The organism is Streptomyces sp. NPDC001292 (assembly GCF_042896465.1).
GTDB lineage: Bacteria > Actinomycetota > Actinomycetes > Streptomycetales > Streptomycetaceae > Streptomyces.
In genome coordinates, this window is record NZ_JBIAXG010000004.1 from 259,277 (window position 1) to 278,271 (window position 18,995).

Genomic DNA, 18,995 nt, shown 5'->3' on the forward strand with positions numbered 1-18,995 from the left:
GCACGTACGCCGTGGCCTGCGGTCCGAGCGAGGGCTCGATTCCGGTGGTGAGGCAGCGGGCTGCGCCGGGAGAGGCCGTCGAAGCGGGCTTTCCCGGCGCGTGCCGCGCGAAGAGGAACCGGAGCGGGTCCGTGCCTGGTGCAGCAGGCTTTGTCACCCACGCCCGCGCCGGAGGGGTGGAGGGGCTTCGTGTGGCTCAGCTACGGCGCCAAGTCCTCCAGCCGTTGCCCGCTCGTCTCCTCCGCGCCCGCCCCCGCCGTGAGTGATCCGGCGAGGGCCACTGCCGCGAGGGTCACGAAGACGGTGCCGAGCGCACCGTCCGCGTAGATCGCGCCGACCACGATCGGGCCGAGGATGACGCCGAGGCGGTTCAGGGCGCCGCCGACGCTCGAGCCGAGGGCCCGCATGCGGGTGGGGAACAACTCGGGGGTGTACAGGTACAGGCAGATGTTGGAGCCGAAGAGGAAGACACTCGCCAGCGATGTCCAGACCAGGACGCCTGTGGCCGAACCGCCGGAGAAGAGGCCGAGGAGCAGCAGAGCGACGGCGGCGGCGCCCAGGCACCACATGATGGTGCGGCGGCGGCCGACGCGGTCCACGGTCAGGGCCACGACGAGGCACCCGACGAGGCCCGCGCAGGAGGTCACCGTCGCGTACACGAGCGAGTCCGAGAGGCTCAGACCGAAGCGGGTGCCGTAGATCGTGGGAAGCCAGGATGTGATGCCGTAGTTGGCGAAGTAGCCGGTGAACCACAGGACGCCGACGACCAGCGTGCGCCTGCGGTAGCGGCCGGAGAGCAGTTCACGCAGGCCCCCCCGGCCGGTGGTCCCCTGTGCGGCAGGTGCCGCGGCCGGAGGTTCGGGAAGTGGCTCGCCGGTGATCTTCTCTACCCTCTCCTCGATCGACGTCATTGTTTCGAGCGCCTGCTCGTGGCGTCCGTGGTCGGCGAGCCAGCGCGGCGACTCGGGCACGTACCGGGCGATGAGGAGGCACAGCGCCCCCGGGATCGCCGCGAGTCCGAACATCCAGCGCCAGCCGAGCAGGGGAACCAGCCACGAGGCGAGCAGGGCGCCCGCCGTCAGGCCCGCCGGGAAGACCAGCTCGTACAGAAGTACGAAACGGCCACGCTGGTGGGTGCGGGTGATCTCGGCGATGAAGGTGGCCGCGACCGGCACCTCGCCGCCGATGGCCAGGCCCTGGACGAAACGGGCGGCCATGAACGGGGCAGGTGAGGTGCACAGGGTGAGGGCCAGGTTGCAGAGGCTGGACAGTGCGATGCAGGCCGCGATGACCTTGACCCGGCCGAGGCGGTCGGCCAGGCGGCCGGAGAGGAGTGCTCCGGCGAGCATGCCCACCGAGCCGACGGTCATCAGCGCGGTGGTGTTCGCGGTGGTGAGCTGCCATTCGGTACGCAGTTCGGGCAGGGCATAGGCGATGAGCAGCTGGTCGAAGGCCTCGAAGAAGGTTACCGCGCCGATGATGAGACGGACGGTGACGTGCCAGCGGCACAGGGGCAGGCGTTCGAAGCGGGCGCCGATGGCGGCGGCGAGCGCCGCGCTGTCCGGGTGGCGGCCCGCGGCGGCGCGGGGGGCGTCGATCGTCATGGAGGGGTCCTCCGGCTCCCGCGCGGAGTGTTACGGGACGAGCAGGATACGCGCGGGAGGGTTCGGGCCGTGCGGGGCGGGGCTGGGCGGCCCCGGCGAACGCGCGGCAGGCAGGGACGGGAGGGTACGGCGGGGTCGGGTCGGAGTGCCTCAGGGGCGGGCAGCGCGGATCTCGCCACCGGCTAATTGAGTAAGCGCTGAATCTCTTAGCGCTTAGGTTGTACCGCCTGTATGTCGGGGGCCGTCAAGGGTTAGTCGTCACCTTGGAAGAAAAATAGTGGAGCCGCCCCCTTGCGGGCAGAATATTTAAGCCCTTAGATTTCCAGCACTTCGCCGTCGCGGCTTCAGGCCCATGAGCCGACCGCCTGCGGAGGTTCCCGTACCACTCCTGTCCGGAGGTTCTGCCATGCCGCGCATCCCAGCCGACGAGATCCTCATCGCGGGCACCTTCAGGCGCGGCGCGGGCGGCCCGATCAAGACGGTGAACCCGGCCGACGGAACCCTGATCACCACCATCCACGCCGCCTCGCCCGCCGATGTCGACGAGGCGGCCCGCGCCGCCGCCGACGCCGCGACCGCGCCCGCCTGGCGCGACCTGCTTCCCCATCGGCGCGCCCGCCTCCTGCATCGGATCGGCGACCTGATCGAGGAGCACGCCGGCGAGCTGTCCGCACTGCAGACGGCCGACACCGGCAAGACGCTCACCGAGACCCGCGCCCTGGCACTGAGCGCCGCCGGCACCTTCCGCTTCACGGCCGCCGCGCTCGAGACCGCCGAGGACTTTCTCACCCCCGCGCGCGGCCCCTACCTCACGATGAGCGTGTACGAGCCGATCGGTGTGGTCGGCGCGATCAACCCGTGGAACTCACCGATCGCCTCCGACGCGCAGAAGGTCGCACCGGCCCTCGCCGGCGGGAACGCGGTGCTGCTCAAACCCGCCGAGTGGACGCCGCTCGTCTCGCTCGCCTTCGGGCGCCTGGTCCACCAGGCCCTCACCGAGGCCGGGATGCCGACCGCGTTGCTCTCCGTGTTGCCGGGCAAGGGCAGCATCGTCGGGGATGCGATCGTCACCCATCCGCTCGTGCGGCGGATCGGCTTCACGGGCGGCACCGGTACCGGCCGGACCATCGCGCGCGCCGCCGCCGACAAGCTCGTCCCGGCCTCACTGGAACTCGGCGGCAAGTCACCGACGATCGTCCGGGAGGACGCCGACGTCGAACAGGCCATCGCCGGCGTGATGTTCGGGATCTTCTCCTCCAGCGGGCAGTCCTGCGTCGCCGGATCGCGGCTCTTCGTGCACCGGTCGCTGTACGACTCCTTCCTCGGTCAACTCGTCGAGCGGGTACGGAAACTGCGGGTCGGGCCGGGCACCGACCCGGACACCAGAGTCGCCCCGCTCGTCCACCACCGGCACCGCGACGCGGTCGCCGCGTATGTGGACCTCGCGCGCGCGGAGGGCGGGCGCATCCTGTGCGGCGGCGCGGTCCCGGACGGCGCTGCCTACGCGGACGGCGCCTACTACCTGCCGACCGTCATCGACGGGCTGCCGAACTCCGCCCGGGTCTGCCAGGAGGAGATCTTCGGCCCGGTCCTCGTCGCGCTGCCGTACGAGGACGAGGACCACCTCGTACAGCAGGCCAACGACAGCGTGTACGGGCTGGCCTGCGGTATCTGGACCCGCGACGCCCGGGCGGCCTGGCGGCTGGCACGGCGCATCGAGGCGGGAACCGTCTGGATCAACACCTACAAGCAGTTCTCCATCTCCACCCCGTTCGGCGGGATGAAGGACAGCGGCCTCGGCACGGAGAAGGGCCGCGACCTCATCCGCGCCTACCAGCGGCAGAAGTCCCTGTACTGGGGCACCGAGGCCACCCCCCTGCCCTGGGCCAACTGACGCACTCCCCGGAGGCCCCCACCATGACACACCCCCCGATCGCCCGGCTGCGCTCACTGCGCTCCGTCGAACTGCTCACCCCGAACTTCGCCGAGGCCACCGACTTCTACGAAGAGGTGTGGGGACTGGAGGTCGTCGAGGCCGAGCACAGCGCGAGCTGGCTGCGCGGCACCGGCGAGGAGCACCACGCCCTGAAGCTCACCCGTGCCGACCGGATCGGCCTCGGGCAGCTCTCCTTCGCCGTGGCCACCCCCGCCGAGATCGACGAGGCGGCGCGCCGGCTCGAAGCGCGCGGCATCACCCCGGTCACCGGGCCGGGGCCGTTGGACCAGGTGGGCGGCGGCTACGGCCTCCGGTTCCAGGACGTCGACGGGCGGCTCATCGAACTGTCCGCACACACCTGGGCGGTCGCGGCACGCGGACGTGACGCCGCCGTGCCGGTCGGCGTCACGCACGCCGTGCTCAACACGCCCGACATCGACGCGTCCGTGGCCTTCTACCAGGACGTCCTGGGAATGCGTGTCTCGGACTGGTCCGAGCACCAGATGGCGTTCCTGCGCTGCAACACCGACCACCACTGCATCGCCTTCAACCAGGCACCATGGGTGTCGCTCAACCACGTGGCCTACGAGATGAACTCGCTCGACCACTTCATGCGCGGCCTCGGACGGCTCCGGCACCACGGCGTCACCCCCGAGTGGGGTCCGGGCCGGCACGGGCCCGGCAACAACACCTTCTCCTACTTCACCGACCCGACCGGCCTCGTCTGCGAGTACACCTCGGACGTCGCCCAGGTCGCCGAGGACGCCTGGATCTGCAAGGTGTGGCGGCGTACCCCCGAACTGTCCGACGTGTGGGGCACGGCAGGGCCGCCGTCCAAGCTGATCCGCGCCCACATGGCGGGCACGCCCGACGGCAGTCCCGTCGTTGCGCCCGTCGACGCCGAAGGAGTCCCCGCATGAGCACAAACACCCCGCGCCGCATCGGCCTGATCGGATGGGGCGCCATCGGCCGCGTCGTCGGCGGCGCGCTGACCGCGGGCGAGATCCCGGGCGCCGAGCTGGTGTGCGTGGTCGACAACCGGCCCCTCGGCGACTCCGCCCCGGTCCCGCAGTACACCGTCGAACAGGCCCTGGAACACTGCGACCTGATCGTCGAAGCCGCCGGGCAGGGCGTCGTGCGCGAGTGGGGCGAGGCGATCCTCACCGCCGGCCCGGACCTGCTCGTCGCCTCGACCGGAGCCCTCACGGACGAGGAGCTGACCAAGAGGCTCCTGCACGCCGGGCCCGGCCGCGTGTACTTCACCGGCGGCGCGGTCGGCGGGCTCGACCTCCTGCAGGCCGTACGCGCCATGGGCCCCCTCGACGAGGTGCGGCTGACCACCACGAAACTGCCGTCCACCCTCGAACAGCCCTGGATGGACGAGAAGTTGCTCGGGCGCATGCGGTCGGCGACCGAGCCGGTCGAGGTGATGACGGGGACCGCGCGAGACGTGCCGGCGAAGTTCCCCAAGTCGACCAACGTCGCGGCGTCCGTCGCCCTCGCCGTCGGGGACCCGGACGCGGTGCGGGTCCGGGTCCTCGCGGACCCGGCGGCCCGGCACACCTCGCACGTGATCGAGGCGAGCGGCGCGCACGGCGCCTACCGCTTCGAGGTACGGCACTTGCCCGACGCCGCCAACCCGGCGACGAGCCAGGTCGTCCCGTACGCGGTGCTGCGTTCGCTCGCCGCGCTCGCCGGGCGGACGGGGCAGATCCTGTGACCGCCTACGACATCTCCGGTCTCCACTTGGAGGAGGCCGGCGACAGCGGCCCGCTGGTGCTGTGCCTGCACGGCATCGGATCGTCCTCGGCGGCCTTCGCCCCGCAACTCGCGGCACTGAGCCGGACGCACCGGGCCATCGCCTGGGACGCTCCCGGATACGCCGAGTCGGCCGACCCGGAGCGCCCGCTGACGATGGACGACTTCGCCGACGTCGCAGCGGACGTGATCCGCGCGCGCGGTGGCGGCGCCCACGTCCTCGGCGTCTCGTGGGGCGGCGTGATCGCACTGCGGCTCGCCGTGCGCCACCCCGACCTCGTCGAGTCGGTGATGGTCCTCGACTCCACGCCCGGCTCGGGAACTGATCCCGGCAACGCGGCCGGGATGCGCGCCCGCACGGACGAGCTGGCCAAGCTCGGCCCGGACGCCTTCGCCGCCGTCCGCGCCCCGCGCCTGCTGTCCCCCGACGCCCCCGCGGACCTCGTCGAGCGCGTCACCGCCACCATGGCAGCCTCGATCCGCCTGCCCGGCTACGGATACGCGGCCGAGGCCATGGCCTGCACCGATCTGCGCGGTGAACTGCACCGCGTCACCGCGCCCACCCTCGTCCTGTGCGGCGACAACGACCGGATCACCGGCCCCGACAGCTCACAGGTACTGGCCGGCGGTCTGCACAAGACCGCCTACGTGATCGTCAAGGACGCCGGTCACCTGGCCAACCAGGAGCAGCCCGAGCGTGTCAACGCCTGGCTCGCCTCCCATCTGCACATCGCCACCGACCACCTGACGAACCGTAGGAAGGGCTGAGCCTGATGCCTCTCACCACCACCGAGTACGACCACGGCGGCGACCTCGCCAAGTACACCGACTCCCTGATCGCCACCAAGGACTCCCGGGACCCCGACTGGGGCACCCTGTCCTTCCAGGAGAAGGCGGGCCCGCAGTTCAAGCGTGCGCAGATCCGCTACGTCGGCTCCGGCGCCACGGGCAACCACGAGAACGACAACCGGATCATCCCCTCCGGCGGCTTCACCTTCTCCAACATGCTGCTGCCGCCCGGCGCCGAGGGGCCGGCCCACACCCACCACGACGTCGAGGAGGCGTTCTTCGTCCTGGAGGGCCAGGTCCGCGTCGGCATCCACCGCGGCCCCGACGAGGTCGAGTACCGGACCCTGGGCTACCGCGACATGATCGTGGTGCCGGCGGGCGTCACCCGCTCGCTGAAGAACGAGGGCGACACGGACGCACTGTTCTGCGTGATCATCGGCACCCAGAAGCCCCAGGTGCCGACGTACCCGGAGTACTCGCCGCTGTACGGCATCACCCGTGACTGAGCCGGCCGCCCGGCGCACGGTCGTCGTGACGGGGGCGGGCCGTGGCCTCGGGGAGGCCGTGGCCCGCCGGGCGGCCGCGGACGGGTTCCGGGTCGTGGTCGCCGAGCTGAACGCCGCGTGGGGGAGGCGGACCGCGCGGGCGATCCGCGAGGCCGGCGGCGAAGCGGAGTTCGTGTCGCTGGACGTCGCCGACCCGGAGTCGGTCGCCGCGCTCGCGGACGGGCTGGCCGCCTCCGGTCCCGTGTACGGCCTGGTGAACAACGCGGCGCTCGCCAACGGTGTAGGCGGCAAGGAGTTCCAGGACATCGACATCGAAGTCTGGGACCGGCTCATGGCGGTCAACGCGCGCGGACCCTGGCTGGTGGCCAAGCACCTGCTGCCGCTGATGACCCGGCCGGGGCGCATCGTCAACATCGCCTCGGACGCCGCCCTGTACGGCTCGCCGAGACTCGCCCACTACCTCGCCTCCAAGGGCGCGGTCATCTCCCTTACCCGGGGGATGGCCCGTGAGCTGGGCGAACAGGGCATCACCGTCAACGCGGCCGCCCCGGGCCTCACCGAGGTCGAGGCCACCGACACCGTCCCACCCGAGCGGCACGCGCTCTACGCCGCGAACCGGGCGATCTCCCGCCCCCAGCAGCCCGAGGACCTCACCGGCCTCGTCTCCTTTCTGCTCGGCGAGGAGTCCCGCTACATCACCGGCCAAGTGATCGCCGTCAACGGCGGCTTCACCATGCACTGAACCACCCGACCTGCAAGGAGTACGTCATGGATCTCGGCCTCGCCGACCGCACGGTACTGGTCACCGGAGGCAGTTCCGGCGTCGGCCTGGCCACGGTCCGCGCCCTGCTCGGCGAGGGCGCCCGGGTCGCCACCTGCGGGCGCGACACCGAACGCCTCGCCACGGCCGCCGCCCGGCTCGGAGCCGGCCCCGAGCGGCTGTTCACCGGCACATGCGACGTCCGCGACGCCGACGCCGTACGCCGCTTCACCGAGGACGCCGCCGCCCACTTCGGCGGCAGGATCGACGGCCTGGTCAACAACGCGGGCCAGTCCCGTATGAAGCGCCTCGACGACACGACGGCCGAGGACTGGCGCGACGAACTGGAGCTGAAGTTCGCAAGCGTCCTCAACCCACTGGCCGCGGCGAGGAGTTACCTGCGAGATTCGGACGCCGCGTCGGTCGTCAACGTCAACGCGGTTCTCGCCAAGCAGCCCGAGACCCGCCTGATCACCACCAGCGCCGCCCGCGCGGGCATCCTCAACCTCTCCAAGTCCCTCGCCCACGAACTCGCCGCCGAGGGCATCCGAGTCAACTCCGTCTGCCTCGGCCTGATCGACACCGGCCAGTGGACCCGCCGGCACGCCGCCGCGGACAGCGGGCTCACGTACGAGGAGTGGCAGGCCGAGCTGGCCGCCGACCGGGGCATCGCGCTCGGGCGGCTCGGCCGCGCCGAGGAGGTCGCGTACGCCATCGTCACGCTGCTCGCCCCGCGCGCCTCGTACATCACCGGAACCAGCATCGACGTCTGCGGCGGAGTCGGCCGCGGCATTCTGTGAGGAGCCTCTCCATGCAGTACGACAACGGAGGCGACCTCCTCGTCGCCCATCTGAAGTCGCTCGGCATCGACACCGTCTTCGGCATCGTATCGGTGCACAACCTTCCGCTCGTCGAAGCGGTCGACCGCGAGCTGCGGTTCGTGCCGGTACGCCACGAGGCCACCGCCGTCAACGCCGCCGACGGGTACGGGCGGGCGCGCGGGTCGATCGGATGCGCCCTCACCTCCACCGGTACGGGTGCGGGCAACGCGGCCGGCTCGCTGATCGAGGCCCTGGCGTCCGGCACAGCCGTCCTGCACATCACCGGCCAGATCGAGGCCGCGTACCTGGGCGGCGGACGCGGATACATCCACGAGACGAAGGACCAGCTCGGCATGCTGACGGCCGTGTCGAAGTACGCGGCCACCGTCGGCTCCGCACGGGACGCAGGACGGCTCCTGCGCGAGGCGTCGGCCGCCGCGCTCACCGCGCCCGGAGGTCCCGCGAGCGTGGAATGGCCCATCGACCTGCAGTACGCGGCCCAGCAGGACACGGGTGAGGCGCCAACGGGCGCCGTGGCACCGGTGCCGGACCCGGCCGCGCTCGCCGCCGCGCGCGAGCTGCTGTCCCGCGCCCGGCGTCCGCTGATCTGGGCGGGCGGCGGCGCCAACACCGCCCGTGAGGAGCTGCTCGCGCTGCTCGAGGCCACAGGCGCCGGCCTGTTCACCTCCAACTCCGGCCGCGGCTGCGTGCCCGAGGACCACCCGCTGGTCATCGGCAACTTCGCCACCACCCCGGCCGGCCGCGCCCTGCTGGCCGACGCCGACGTGCTCCTCACCGTCGGCACCCACTTCCGCTCCAACGAAACCGCCGACTATGGGCTGAAGTTCCCCGGCGCGCACATCCAGATCGACATCGACGAGGCCGCGCTCGGCCGGGTCCACCCGGCGCGCCACGCCCTGCACGGCGACGCGGCCGCCGTCCTGCCGGCGCTGACCGGAAGCGCCGTACGGGCGGACACCGACTGGTCGGCCCGGATCACCGCCGTGCGCGAGGACGTACGCGCCACCCTCCACGACAGCATCGGCCCCCAGGCAGCCGTCTGCGACGCACTGGCCGCCGCCCTGCCGCGCGGCGCGGTCGTCGCCCGCGACGTCACCATCCCCTCCTCGTCCTGGGGCAATCGGCTCCTGCCGATCCACGACCCGCGCGCCAACGTCTTCCCGCGCGGCGGAGGCATCGGCCAGGGCCTCGGCATGGGCATCGGCGCCGCGCTCGCCCGCCCGGACGCGCCGACCGTGGTCATCGCCGGAGACGGCGGCCTCGCTGTGCACCTTGGCGAACTCCTCACCGTCGCGCAGGAACGCCCGCGCCTGACGCTGGTCGTCTTCAACGACGGCGGATACGGGGTGCTGCGCAACATGCAGGACAAGTACGGCGAACGCCGCTCGGGCGTGGACCTGTTCACACCCGACTTCGCGGGGCTCGCCGCCGCCTGCTCACTCGCCTACGCGCCGATCACGACGGAAGCGGACGCCGCACCCGTCCTGGAGGCCGCCCTCGGCTCCGACGGCCCGACCCTCGTCGAGGTCGACCTCGACGCGCTCGGCCCGATGAAGAACCCGTTCACCCCGCCCGTCAAGATCCACACCGCGTAGGGAGGCCACCGCCATGACCGCTGCCCAAGAGCACGAACTCGACCTCCTCGTCCGCCGGATGACCTGGGAGGCGGACGGCGTCCTCTCCGTCGACCTGGTCCACCCCGACGGCAAGCCGCTGCCCGCCTGGGCCCCCGGCGCCCACCTCGATCTCCACGTGGGCGGGTACGTCCGCCAGTACAGCCTGTGCGGCGACCACGCCGATCCCACGACGTACCGCCTGGGCATCCTCGACGAGCCGTCCTCGCGCGGCGGTTCACGTCACGTGCACACCAGGCTGCGCCCCGGCCAGACGGTCCATGTGACCGGTCCGCGCAACCACTTCGCCCTGGAGCCCGCCGCCTTCTACGTCTTCCTCGCCGGCGGCATCGGCATCACCCCGATCCTTGCGATGGCCCGCCAGGCCGAGCGCGACGCGGTGGCCTTCCGTCTCGTCCACGGCGGCCGGTCACGCGCCACCATGGCGTTCGGCGCAGAGCTGTCCGCGCTCACCGGCGGCGAAGTGACCTTCGTTCCGCAGGACGAGCAGGGCAACATCGACCTGACAGCCGCCCTGCGGGACCTGCCGGCGGACACACTGGTCTACTGCTGCGGACCGGAGCCGCTGCTCAAGGCGGCCGAAGAGGCCTGCCCGGCCGGTCGGTTCAGGCTCGAACGGTTCGCCGCGCCCGTCGTCGAACGCGACGGAGACGAAACCGCCTTCGAAGTCGAATGCCGCACCTCGGGTGTGACCCTGAGCGTCGGCGCCGCCACCTCCATCCTCGAAGCCGCCGAGAACGCCGGCCTGACCGTGAACTCCTCCTGCCGCGACGGCATCTGCGGATCGTGCGAGACCCGCGTCCTCGCCGGCACCCCCGACCACCGCGACCACCTGCTCAGCGAGGCCGAGCACGCCGCCGGCGAGACGATGATGATCTGCGTCTCACGCTGCGCCTCCGACCGCCTCGTCCTGGACCTGTGACCCGTACGGAGAGCGAGAGCCCATGACCACCGACACGACCACCTGGCCCTGCCTCGAACCGCACCAGACCCGCGACCACGAGCCCACTCCGTACGAGCTCAAGCTCGCCCGCACCCTCGAAGAGATCTTCACCCACGACGGCCACGAGCTGGCCGACGTCGTCAGCGGGCTCAACGCCCGCAAGGTCCACACCCCCGGCGGCGAGCCGTGGACCGAGGAGACCTTCCGCGCCGAGATGCACCGCCTGGGAGCCTGACATGACCCTCTCCACGCACGACACCGCAGCCCACATCCACGCCCACGGCCTGCGCAACCAGTGGCACCCCGTGGTCCCCTCCCACTTCGTCCGGCCGGGTGGCCTGCGCAAGGTCACCGCGCTCGGCGAGAACTGGCTGCTGTTCCGCAAGGCCGACGGCACCCTGTCGATGCTCGCCGACCGCTGCCCGCACCGCGGCGCCCCGCTCTCCCTCGGCAAGCACGTCGGCGACCGCGTAGCCTGCTGGTACCACGGAGTCGAGGTCGACGGCTCCGGCACGGTCACCTCCGTGCCCGGCCTGCCCGGCTGCAACCTGGAGGGCAAGAAGCTCGTCACCTCCCCGCCCGTCCGCGAGGTCGGCGGCGCGATCCTCGCCTACTTCGGCGACGAGGAGCACCCCGAGCCGGTGGACCTGACCCTCCCCGAACCACTCACCGACCCCGGCATCTCCGGCTTCCTCTGCTACGCGGAGTGGAACGTCCCGTGGCGCTTCGCCATGGAGAACCTCCTCGACCCGATGCACGGCGCTTTCCTGCACCACGAGTCGCACACGATGTACGACGGCGACACCAAGGCCAAGTTCCGCATCCGCGAGACCGACCGCGGTTACTTCTTCGAGAAGACCGACCAGCGCGGTGTCAACTTCGACTGGGTCGAGCTTTGCCGCACCGGTGTCGACTGGGTGGACCTCTCCATCCCGTACCCGCCGTCGGCCGGACCGGGCGGCCCCTTCGGCATCGTCGGCATGGCCTGCCCGGTGGACGCCGAGCGGACCGGCGTCTTCTTCTGGCGCTACCGCGACGTCTCCGGCTGGCAGCGCGACACCTGGCGGTTCCTCTACAAGACGCTCATCGAGGAACGCCACTGGCAGGTGCTGGAGCAGGACCGCGTCATGCTGGAGGCCATGCCGGCCGACGCCGACCAGCAGGAGAACCTCTATCAGCACGACCTCGGCGTGGTCCGCCTGCGCCGCCTCTACCAGGCCCAGGCCAAGCAGCAGTCGAAGGCGTCCGCCGGCCCGGCCGCATGACCGGCACAGCCGCCGCGCGCCGGTGGCCGGCGTCCTGAGCCTGCTGACGATCGTCCTGATCAGGGGTTCGGTCTGCCGGCCGGGACGCAGCTGGTGACGCCGGCGTGCCGGACGTGGCCGCTGGTGCGGCCGGTCGGCGGTCAGCCCGCCGCCTCCTCCTCGGACTCGTCGGAGTCGACGATGGAGCGTTCCAACTTGGAGAGCAACCGGGCCAGCTGACGGCGCTCGGCGGGGGAGACCCCGCCGAGCATCCGCCGTTCGTTCTCCAGGTGCTCGGCGAACACCTCGTCGACCTTTCGCAGTCCGGCGTCGGTGAGCCGCGAGTAGACGACGCGGCGGTCGTCGGCATCGCGCTCCCGGACGAGCAGACCGTCCTTCTCGAGACGGTCGAGGCGGAGTGTGACCCCCGCCGAGGAGATCAGGCCCGATGCCGCAAGCTGTCCGGCGGTGAGCCGGTACGGCGCGCCGGAGCGGCGCAGCGCCGTCAGTACGTCGAAGCCGGCCACGGACAGGCCGTGCCGTTCGATCTGTGAGGTGAGCCGGGACTGGTACTGAAGGTAGGCGCGGTGCAGCCGGGCGAGCACCTCCAGCGGCGAGGTGTCCAGGCCGGGCCGTTCGCGGGCCCAGTCCTCCACGATCCCCGCTACGGCGTCCTGTCGCTTCGCCGCCCTGCGCTGAGCCATGTCATCCCCTCGCGGCTCGTTCCCTCGCGAGGCGCGCTGCGTACCTGCGCGCACCCGAAGAAATCTTAGCCCTGAGGAATGCGGGTACCTGACCGACAGGGACATCCGGTCACGGACACCTGAGTGGTTTCCTCAGCGCGGGGTGGTGGCCGCGTGCCAGGGCGTGCCGCACATGGCAGCACTGCTCTGAGCGACGCGGCCAATCTGGTTGCGCTGCACATGCTGCGACTGCGGGCCGGCGCCGACGTGGAGCGGCGACTGCGTGCGGATCTGCCGAGCGCCGCGCTGGAGGGAGGCCCGGGCGCGTGTGCGGCGCTGGACCGGTTCGGCCCGGCCGGCGCACCGGTTGTGGTGCCGGCGCTCGCATCACACTTCCAAGGTCAGTTACCCACAACTCGTTTTCGTGTCACTCCCCGCGGCCACGGAGGGCCCGGCCGGCTGTCAGGACGCGCTCAGGTCATTGCCCGGCCGTTGCGCTGTCTGAGAGGAGCGCAGGTGCACCGCGCGCTGGAGGGCATCGCGGCATGCCACGATGGCGGGGTGCCGGCTGCGGCCTCGGCGCACGACGGTGAAGAGGCGACGGGTGCGCTGGCCGCGGGGAAGCTGCCGCAGGGTGAGGGTCGGGGGTTGTCCGTTCCACACGAGGTTGGGAAGGACGGCGACGGCGTGGTTCTGCTCGACGAGGCGGAGGTGGAGCAGGAGGTCGGTGGTCTCGAACCGGACGTCCGGTTCGAAGCCGGCGTTGCGGCACAGGGTCATGGCCCAGTGGCGTGCGGCTGTGCCTTCGGGTTCCATGACCCAGGGGTGATCCGCCACTGAGCGCAGCGCCGCCACCGGGCCGTCGGCGTCCGGGCTGTCGGACGGCTTCGGCAGGGCGAGGTGCAGGGGGTCGTCGAGGAGGTCTTCCTGTTCGAGTCCGGCGGGCCGCGGGTTGGGGCTGCCCGGGTATTCCTCGGCGAGGACCAGGTCGAAGTCGCGGGCCTGCAGGGCGGGCAGGGCCTTTTCGGGTTCCATGTGCGTGAGGTGGACGCGCAGGTTCGGGTGGAGGTCCCGCAGCAGGCCGAGCGCGGCCGGAACCAGAGTCAGGGCTGCCGTCTGGAACGAGGCGACGCGTAGCGTGCCGGTCAGGTCGGTCAGCGAGGCGGCGATCTCCGCCTCCGCGCGCTCCAGGCGTTCGAGGACCGCCTCGGTGTGGGCGACGAGGATCTCGGCCTGCTCGGTCAGGCGCACGCGCCGCCCGACCGGTTCCAGCAACCGGACGCCGACTTCGGCTTCCAGCTGGGAGAGCTGCTGGGAGACGGAGGAGGGGGCGTAGGACAGGGCGGCGGCGACCGCCGCGAGCGTGCCGCGGTGCTTGAGTTCGCGCAGCAGGCGCAGCCGGTGCAGATCGAACATGGGCAGCCCGCTCTCCCCACCGTCGCGGACCGGTGGACGAATAGTCGGTTTCTTTGATGAGTATAGGTCGAAAACATTCGCTAGACCGATCGTAGGAGCGCATCGGACCCTGGACGTGTGTCTGACAACGCTTCCTCCCTCCGTACGCTGCAGCGGTTCACGCGGCCCGGCGCCCGCACCTGGCGCTGTGAACCCGCACCCCCCGAGGTGCGCGGCTTCCACTCCTCACTGCCCGACTACGCGTCCACCCCACTTACCGAACTCCCTTTTTTGGCAGCCGAGTTCGGAGTCGGCCGGGTCTTCGTCAAGGACGAGTCGTGTCGTCTGGGGCTGCCCGCGTTCAAGGCGCTGGGCGCGTCCTGGGCGGTCCACCGCACCCTTGCCGAGCGGGCCAGGAACTGCACGGAGCCGGGCCCGGTCACCCTGGTCACCGCCACCGACGGCAACCACGGCCGAGCGGTGGCCCGCATGGCACGTCGGCTCGGACAGCACGCAGACGTCTTCGTTCCGCAGGGCGTACACCCGCAGGCAGTGGCTGCCATCATCGCCGAACAGGCGAAGGTGACCGAGGTCTCAGGGTCGTACGACGAGGCCGTGCGCCTGGCGGCCGAGGCGGCTGCAGCCCCGGACGCGGTCCTGGTCCAGGACACCGCCTGGGCGGGCTACGAGCAGATCCCCGGGTGGATCGTCGAGGGTTACTCCACCCTCTGCGCCGAGATCGACGAGCAGTTGACGGCCGAAGGAATCGTCGAGGGTCCTGACCTCGTCTCCATACCGGTGGGTGTGGGGTCTTTGGCCCAGGCCGTGGTCACCCACTACCGCAGCCGCCCCTCCGCCGGGCGGGCTCCGGCGCTGCTGGCGGTGGAACCGGAGGCCGCGGCCTGCGTCCTGGAAAGCCTCACCCGCGGCGAACCCGTCAGCGTCACAACAGGGGAGACGACCATGGCCGGGCTGAACTGCGGCACCCCGTCCAGCATCGCCTGGCCCTACCTGCTCGGCGGGCTGGACGCCGCTGTCGCCGTCGCGGACGCCGACAGCGCCCGCGCGGCCGGCGATCTCGCCGCTCTCGGTGTCTCCTCGGGTCCCTGCGGCGCCGCGGCGCTCGCCGGTCTGCGCGCGGTGCTCACCGGCGTGGGCGCCGAGGAACGCCGTACGGCACTGGGGCTCGGACCGTCCTCGGCGGTCGTGCTGCTGAGCACGGAGGGCACGGCTGCCAACCCGCACGCCGCCACCAGCCACTGAACACGCGACACCTGAAAGACCCCTGCGTTGAGCCATCGCCCCTTCGCCACCCCACTGCCGAACGGTTCGTCAGTTCGTTCAGGAGGATGTCGGCAGCGTGCTGACCCACTTCATGGCCGCGCTCGGTGTCCTCGGACTGCTCACCATCGTGCCCGGCCCGGGCATGGCAGTGGTGACCCGGCGCGCCCTCGTGGCCGGTGCCCACGACGGGCTGCGGACCGTGAGCGGGATCGCGACCGGGCTGCTGGTCTGTGGCGCGCTGACGGTGGCCGGACTCGCGGCCGTGCTCGCCGCACATCGTCCCGGCCCGCGCCGAGCTGACGGTCGACCTGCGCAACCCCGACGACGCCCAGATGGCCCGAGCCGAGGAAGCACTGGCCGCCTTCCTGCGCGGCCTGGAGAACAGTCGGCCGGGCCTGTCGCTGACCACTCGGCGCATGGCCAAGACCGCCTACGTCCCCTTCGACGAGGGCGTGCAGAAGACCATCGCGCAGGCCGCCGACGACCACGGCCTGGAGTACATCTCCCTGCTCTCCGGCGCCGGCCACGACGCACAGGAGATCGCCGCGCTCTGCCCCACCGCCATGATCTTCGTCCGCGGTGAGTACGACGGCATCAGCCACAACCCCCGCGAGTACTCCACCCCTGAGGCATGCGCCCACGGCGTCGACGTCCTGGGCACCACCCTCCTGCGCCTGGCCAATCTGACTGCCCACAGCGGCTGACAACAGCCCCAGCAGCAGACACCAAGACGCCCGAGCGGATCCCACAGCCGATCCGGGGAGAGCCACCAGGCGCTCCCCGGGATCAGAACTCCGGAAAGGCCCTCATGCTCCCCGAGACCCCTTCGACTCCAGCGGCTCCCGATCCCTGGGACTCGGACCCCGGCCGCCTGCTGGCCCGGCTGATCTCCATCGACTCCGTCAACCCCGACCTCGTACCCGGCGGGGCGGGCGAGACCGTCATCGCCGACTTCTGCAGCGAATGGCTGGCCGCCCGCGGCTTCGAGGTGCACCACCTGGAAAAGCGCCCCGGCCGGCCCTCGATCGTCGCGATCGCCCACGGCACCGGCGGCGGCCGTTCCCTCATGCTCAACGGCCACCTCGACACGGTCGGCCTCGCCGACTACGACGGTGACCCGCTCGACCCGCAGATCCGCGACGGCAGGATGTACGGCCGCGGCACCTTCGACATGAAGGGCGGCATCGCCGCCATGATGGTCGCCGCCGCCCGCGCCACCGCCCACGGCCCGCTGCGCGGCGATGTCATCGTCGCCTGTGTCGCCGACGAGGAGTGCGGCAGCTCCGGCACCGAGGAGGTGCTGGAGTTCTTCACCGCCGACGCAGCGATCGTCACCGAGCCCAGCCACCTCGAAGTCACCCTCGCCCACAAGGGCTTCGCTTGGTTCGACGTGGAGATCGAGGGCCGCGCGGCCCACGGTTCGCGGCCCGAGCTCGGCGTCGACGCCATCGCCAAGGCCGGGCATTTCCTTGTCGCCCTGGAGGAACTGGGCCGGCGCCTCGCGCAGGGCCCGGCGCATCCACTCCTGGGCACCGGCACCGTGCACGCCTCCGTCATCCGCGGCGGCGAGGAGCCCTCCACCTACCCGGCGCGCTGCCGCCTCACTCTGGAGCGACGCACCATTCCCGGCGAGAGCGCAGACAGTATCGAGCGGGAACTGACCGACGTCCTCGACCGCCTCGCCGATACGGTCCCCGACTTCCGCTACCGACTGAGCCGCGGCCTGCACCGCGAGCCCTTCGAGGCCGACCCCGAAGCCGTGATCGTGCGCACCCTCACCCGCCACGCCGAGCGGGCCCTCGGTCATCCGCCCGTGGTGCGCGCCGAGCCTTTCTGGACCGACTGCGCCCTCCTGGACCGTGCGGGCATCCCCTGCCTGCTCTTCGGCGTCGACGGCGCGGGCGCGCATGCGGCCACCGAGTACATCGACCTCGCCTCGCTGGACCGCCTCACTGACATCCTCACCACCACCATCGCCGACTTCTGTTCCTGAGCCGTCGGCCGGACCCGGATCCGGTACGGAACGAAAAGTGCGTCACCACGACCCCTCAGGTCGACCAGCACCACGGCGACGGCCGCACCGCACAGACCCCCGTACGCCTCGACCGCGACCTTCCTGCGACGCGGCTCGACGCGCCTGAAGCGGTGGCCGGTGCGCAGGAAGCGCGAGCGGAGGTGTGGTGTGAGGGGCGTCCCTGCGTCAGGGCTCGCTGGATGTTCGTTTGACGCCACAGGTCGCCAGGCTGCACCATCTCCGTCGCCCGCTCGTGTCGAGGAACAGCCAGCCGCAGTCCTCACTGGGGCAGCTGCGAACCGTGAAGCGCCGTGGATCCGCGAGCAGTTCGCCCGCGCTACGGGCCACCGCGCAGACGGGCATCCGTAAACGGGCGGACGGGGAGGGCTGCCAGCCTCCGAGACCGTCCTCGCCGCGGGTGAAGACTGAGTGCCTGGCAGCGTCCTCCACGGTGTTGGCCACCGCCTTGAAGGCACGGGCGTCCTTTGGATCGGTCAGGCAGGCATACAGCTTCGTACGGAACTGCCGAGCCTCGTCGAGCGCGGCGGCAGCCTCGTCTGGGTGCCGCAGCGCCTGTTCACGCAGCCGGGTCGCCGACCGCTCCTCGATCAGGTCCATATGGCCGGCCCATACAGCGAGAGTGGCGTAGCCGCGCAGCCACTCCGATCCCGGCAGCCGGTCCCCGCCCCAGCCCGCGTAGGTGTTGCAGAACTCCAGTGCGGGATGCCCGCTCGTGCTCCACGGCAGCCATTGGTCGCCGACCCGCACGGCGTATACGGGCCCGGGAGGCCGGTCCAGCCGGTGGTCGCCATGCAGCATGCGATCGTGCAGCGTCTGCAGCTCTGCGCCTGGTTCGATGCCGAACTCGGTTACCAGCGCCTTGTGCGTGCTGCGGTACAACTCGAGGGCATCGGCCTGGCGGCCGCCGCGGTAGAGAGCGGTCATCTGTGCGGCGACCAGCCGTTCCCGGCCTGGATGCTCTTCGACCAGCGGTGTCAGATCCGCTACGACGCGGTCGTGAAGACCCATGGTGAGCTGGACCTCCGCTCGCCGCTCCATGGCGGAGAGGCGAAGTTCGTCGAGGGAACCGCCGAGGCGGGTGCGCAGCCGGTCGTCGGCCACGTCGGCCAGCAGCGGGCCCCGCCACAGCCCCAGTGCCCAGTCGTAGAGGCGGACTTGCTCCGCGGGGTCACCGGTATCGGCCGCCTGCCGGACGAGGAAGGTGAACTCCTGCGCGTCGATCGTATGAGGGCCCTGCTCGATGGCGTAGCCGTCATGCCGGGTTTCGACCGGTACTCCGTACGGCTTGAGAGCGGCACGCAACCGACCTATGTAGGTGTGGATGGTGCCGCGGGCAGAGGCAGGCGCACCGCCGTTCCACAGCAGGTCGATGAGTCGTTCGGTCGTCACGGCGCGACCCGCGTGCAGCAGCAGGACCGACAGCAGACTCCGCTCCTGGCGACGGGTGCCCGCCAGCACCTGTCGTCCCTCGTGGCGGGCGGCGAACGGACCGAGTAACTGGAACTCCATGGCGCTCGGCAGCCTAGTGGGACCGAGCGTCCGCAGTCCAAGCCGGTGGTGGTGAGGGTTTGGTCAGAGACCG

18 protein-coding genes and 1 pseudogene are annotated in these 18,995 nt (G+C 71.4%); 15 read left to right on the forward strand and 4 right to left on the reverse strand.

Annotation, left to right across the window (positions count from 1 at the left end; all coding sequences use genetic code 11):
- Positions 1–200: 200 nt before the first annotated feature.
- Positions 201–1,604, reverse strand: coding sequence for an MFS transporter (locus tag ACFY4A_RS07715; protein ID WP_390828484.1), 1,404 nt, complete (start codon positions 1,602–1,604; stop codon positions 201–203).
- 406 nt (positions 1,605–2,010) lie between these two features.
- On the opposite strand from ACFY4A_RS07715, the gene ACFY4A_RS07720 reads away from it, so the two are divergent.
- The 11 genes from ACFY4A_RS07720 to ACFY4A_RS07770 are packed head-to-tail and all read left to right on the forward strand — an operon-like array spanning position 2,011 to position 12,037.
- A complete protein-coding gene (locus ACFY4A_RS07720) occupies positions 2,011–3,498 on the forward strand; it encodes an aldehyde dehydrogenase family protein (protein ID WP_390828485.1) in 1,488 nt (495 codons plus the stop codon).
- 23 nt (positions 3,499–3,521) lie between these two features.
- Positions 3,522–4,460, forward strand: coding sequence for a VOC family protein (locus ACFY4A_RS07725; protein ID WP_390828486.1), 939 nt, complete (start codon positions 3,522–3,524; stop codon positions 4,458–4,460).
- Positions 4,457–5,260 carry an aspartate dehydrogenase domain-containing protein gene (locus ACFY4A_RS07730; RefSeq protein ID WP_390828487.1) on the forward strand — a complete coding sequence of 268 codons (804 nt, stop codon included), beginning with the start codon at positions 4,457–4,459 and terminating at the stop codon, positions 5,258–5,260. Before ACFY4A_RS07725 ends, ACFY4A_RS07730 begins: the two co-directional genes overlap by 4 nt.
- Positions 5,257–6,066 carry an alpha/beta fold hydrolase gene (locus ACFY4A_RS07735; protein ID WP_390828488.1) on the forward strand — a complete coding sequence of 270 codons (810 nt, stop codon included), beginning with the start codon at positions 5,257–5,259 and terminating at the stop codon, positions 6,064–6,066. The genes ACFY4A_RS07730 and ACFY4A_RS07735 overlap by 4 nt, the downstream gene beginning before the upstream one ends.
- Before the next feature lie 5 nt (positions 6,067–6,071).
- The gene (locus ACFY4A_RS07740) at positions 6,072–6,593 is read left to right on the forward strand and encodes a cupin domain-containing protein (RefSeq protein ID WP_390828489.1); all 522 of its coding nucleotides are present in this window, start codon (positions 6,072–6,074) and stop codon (positions 6,591–6,593) included.
- Positions 6,586–7,335, forward strand: coding sequence for an SDR family oxidoreductase (locus tag ACFY4A_RS07745; protein WP_390828490.1), 750 nt, complete (start codon positions 6,586–6,588; stop codon positions 7,333–7,335). Before ACFY4A_RS07740 ends, ACFY4A_RS07745 begins: the two co-directional genes overlap by 8 nt.
- Before the next feature lie 26 nt (positions 7,336–7,361).
- Positions 7,362–8,153 carry an SDR family oxidoreductase gene (locus ACFY4A_RS07750; RefSeq protein ID WP_390828491.1) on the forward strand — a complete coding sequence of 264 codons (792 nt, stop codon included), beginning with the start codon at positions 7,362–7,364 and terminating at the stop codon, positions 8,151–8,153.
- An 11-nt stretch (positions 8,154–8,164) separates the two neighbouring features.
- Positions 8,165–9,790 carry a thiamine pyrophosphate-binding protein gene (locus ACFY4A_RS07755; RefSeq protein ID WP_390828492.1) on the forward strand — a complete coding sequence of 542 codons (1,626 nt, stop codon included), beginning with the start codon at positions 8,165–8,167 and terminating at the stop codon, positions 9,788–9,790.
- Between the two features lie 13 nt (positions 9,791–9,803).
- A complete protein-coding gene (locus ACFY4A_RS07760) occupies positions 9,804–10,751 on the forward strand; it encodes a PDR/VanB family oxidoreductase (protein ID WP_390828493.1) in 948 nt (315 codons plus the stop codon).
- 22 nt (positions 10,752–10,773) lie between these two features.
- The gene (locus tag ACFY4A_RS07765; RefSeq protein ID WP_390828494.1) at positions 10,774–11,007 is read left to right on the forward strand and encodes a recombinase-like helix-turn-helix domain-containing protein; all 234 of its coding nucleotides are present in this window, start codon (positions 10,774–10,776) and stop codon (positions 11,005–11,007) included.
- 1 nt (position 11,008) lies between these two features.
- Positions 11,009–12,037, forward strand: coding sequence for a Rieske 2Fe-2S domain-containing protein (locus ACFY4A_RS07770; RefSeq protein ID WP_390828495.1), 1,029 nt, complete (start codon positions 11,009–11,011; stop codon positions 12,035–12,037).
- A 140-nt stretch (positions 12,038–12,177) separates the two neighbouring features.
- Here the strand turns inward: ACFY4A_RS07770 and ACFY4A_RS07775 are convergent, their stop codons facing one another.
- Both ACFY4A_RS07775 and ACFY4A_RS07780 read right to left on the reverse strand, forming a co-directional pair.
- The gene (locus ACFY4A_RS07775; protein ID WP_390828496.1) at positions 12,178–12,720 is read right to left on the reverse strand and encodes a MarR family winged helix-turn-helix transcriptional regulator; all 543 of its coding nucleotides are present in this window, start codon (positions 12,718–12,720) and stop codon (positions 12,178–12,180) included.
- A gap of 441 nt (positions 12,721–13,161) precedes the next feature.
- A complete protein-coding gene (locus ACFY4A_RS07780) occupies positions 13,162–14,115 on the reverse strand; it encodes a LysR substrate-binding domain-containing protein (protein WP_390828497.1) in 954 nt (317 codons plus the stop codon).
- A 117-nt stretch (positions 14,116–14,232) separates the two neighbouring features.
- Between ACFY4A_RS07780 and ACFY4A_RS07785 the strand changes: the two genes are divergently transcribed.
- The 4 genes and pseudogenes from ACFY4A_RS07785 to ACFY4A_RS07800 all read left to right on the forward strand — a co-directional run bounded on the left by ACFY4A_RS07785 (position 14,233) and on the right by ACFY4A_RS07800 (position 17,371).
- Complete coding sequence (locus tag ACFY4A_RS07785) at positions 14,233–15,357, forward strand: diaminopropionate ammonia-lyase (protein ID WP_390828498.1); 1,125 nt, start codon at positions 14,233–14,235, stop codon at positions 15,355–15,357.
- Positions 15,358–15,469: 112 nt separating this feature from the next.
- Positions 15,470–15,652 (forward strand): annotated as a pseudogene (locus tag ACFY4A_RS07790) (LysE family translocator); the annotation flags it as partial.
- A gap of 58 nt (positions 15,653–15,710) precedes the next feature.
- Positions 15,711–16,082 (forward strand): M20/M25/M40 family metallo-hydrolase, encoded by a 372-nt coding sequence (locus ACFY4A_RS07795; protein ID WP_390828499.1) that lies wholly within the window; start codon positions 15,711–15,713, stop codon positions 16,080–16,082.
- A gap of 104 nt (positions 16,083–16,186) precedes the next feature.
- Positions 16,187–17,371, forward strand: a complete 1,185-nt coding sequence (locus tag ACFY4A_RS07800) for an ArgE/DapE family deacylase (protein WP_390828500.1) — start codon at positions 16,187–16,189, stop codon at positions 17,369–17,371.
- Between the two features lie 207 nt (positions 17,372–17,578).
- Here the strand turns inward: ACFY4A_RS07800 and ACFY4A_RS07805 are convergent, their stop codons facing one another.
- Positions 17,579–18,922 carry a BTAD domain-containing putative transcriptional regulator gene (locus ACFY4A_RS07805; RefSeq protein ID WP_390828501.1) on the reverse strand — a complete coding sequence of 448 codons (1,344 nt, stop codon included), beginning with the start codon at positions 18,920–18,922 and terminating at the stop codon, positions 17,579–17,581.
- Positions 18,923–18,995: the final 73 nt, after the last annotated feature.

Coding starts and splice junctions, on each gene's coding strand:
- ACFY4A_RS07765 (WP_390828494.1), top strand. CDS start 10,774: ATGACCACCGACACGACCACCTGGCCCTGCCTCGAACCGCACCAGACC.
- ACFY4A_RS07755 (WP_390828492.1), top strand. CDS start 8,165: ATGCAGTACGACAACGGAGGCGACCTCCTCGTCGCCCATCTGAAGTCG.
- ACFY4A_RS07720 (WP_390828485.1), top strand. CDS start 2,011: ATGCCGCGCATCCCAGCCGACGAGATCCTCATCGCGGGCACCTTCAGG.
- ACFY4A_RS07780 (WP_390828497.1), bottom strand. CDS start 14,115: ATGTTCGATCTGCACCGGCTGCGCCTGCTGCGCGAACTCAAGCACCGC.
- ACFY4A_RS07775 (WP_390828496.1), bottom strand. CDS start 12,720: ATGGCTCAGCGCAGGGCGGCGAAGCGACAGGACGCCGTAGCGGGGATC.
- ACFY4A_RS07760 (WP_390828493.1), top strand. CDS start 9,804: ATGACCGCTGCCCAAGAGCACGAACTCGACCTCCTCGTCCGCCGGATG.
- ACFY4A_RS07740 (WP_390828489.1), top strand. CDS start 6,072: ATGCCTCTCACCACCACCGAGTACGACCACGGCGGCGACCTCGCCAAG.
- ACFY4A_RS07795 (WP_390828499.1), top strand. CDS start 15,711: ATGGCCCGAGCCGAGGAAGCACTGGCCGCCTTCCTGCGCGGCCTGGAG.
- ACFY4A_RS07750 (WP_390828491.1), top strand. CDS start 7,362: ATGGATCTCGGCCTCGCCGACCGCACGGTACTGGTCACCGGAGGCAGT.
- ACFY4A_RS07725 (WP_390828486.1), top strand. CDS start 3,522: ATGACACACCCCCCGATCGCCCGGCTGCGCTCACTGCGCTCCGTCGAA.
- ACFY4A_RS07800 (WP_390828500.1), top strand. CDS start 16,187: ATGCTCCCCGAGACCCCTTCGACTCCAGCGGCTCCCGATCCCTGGGAC.
- ACFY4A_RS07805 (WP_390828501.1), bottom strand. CDS start 18,922: ATGGAGTTCCAGTTACTCGGTCCGTTCGCCGCCCGCCACGAGGGACGA.
- ACFY4A_RS07770 (WP_390828495.1), top strand. CDS start 11,009: ATGACCCTCTCCACGCACGACACCGCAGCCCACATCCACGCCCACGGC.
- ACFY4A_RS07715 (WP_390828484.1), bottom strand. CDS start 1,604: ATGACGATCGACGCCCCCCGCGCCGCCGCGGGCCGCCACCCGGACAGC.
- ACFY4A_RS07730 (WP_390828487.1), top strand. CDS start 4,457: ATGAGCACAAACACCCCGCGCCGCATCGGCCTGATCGGATGGGGCGCC.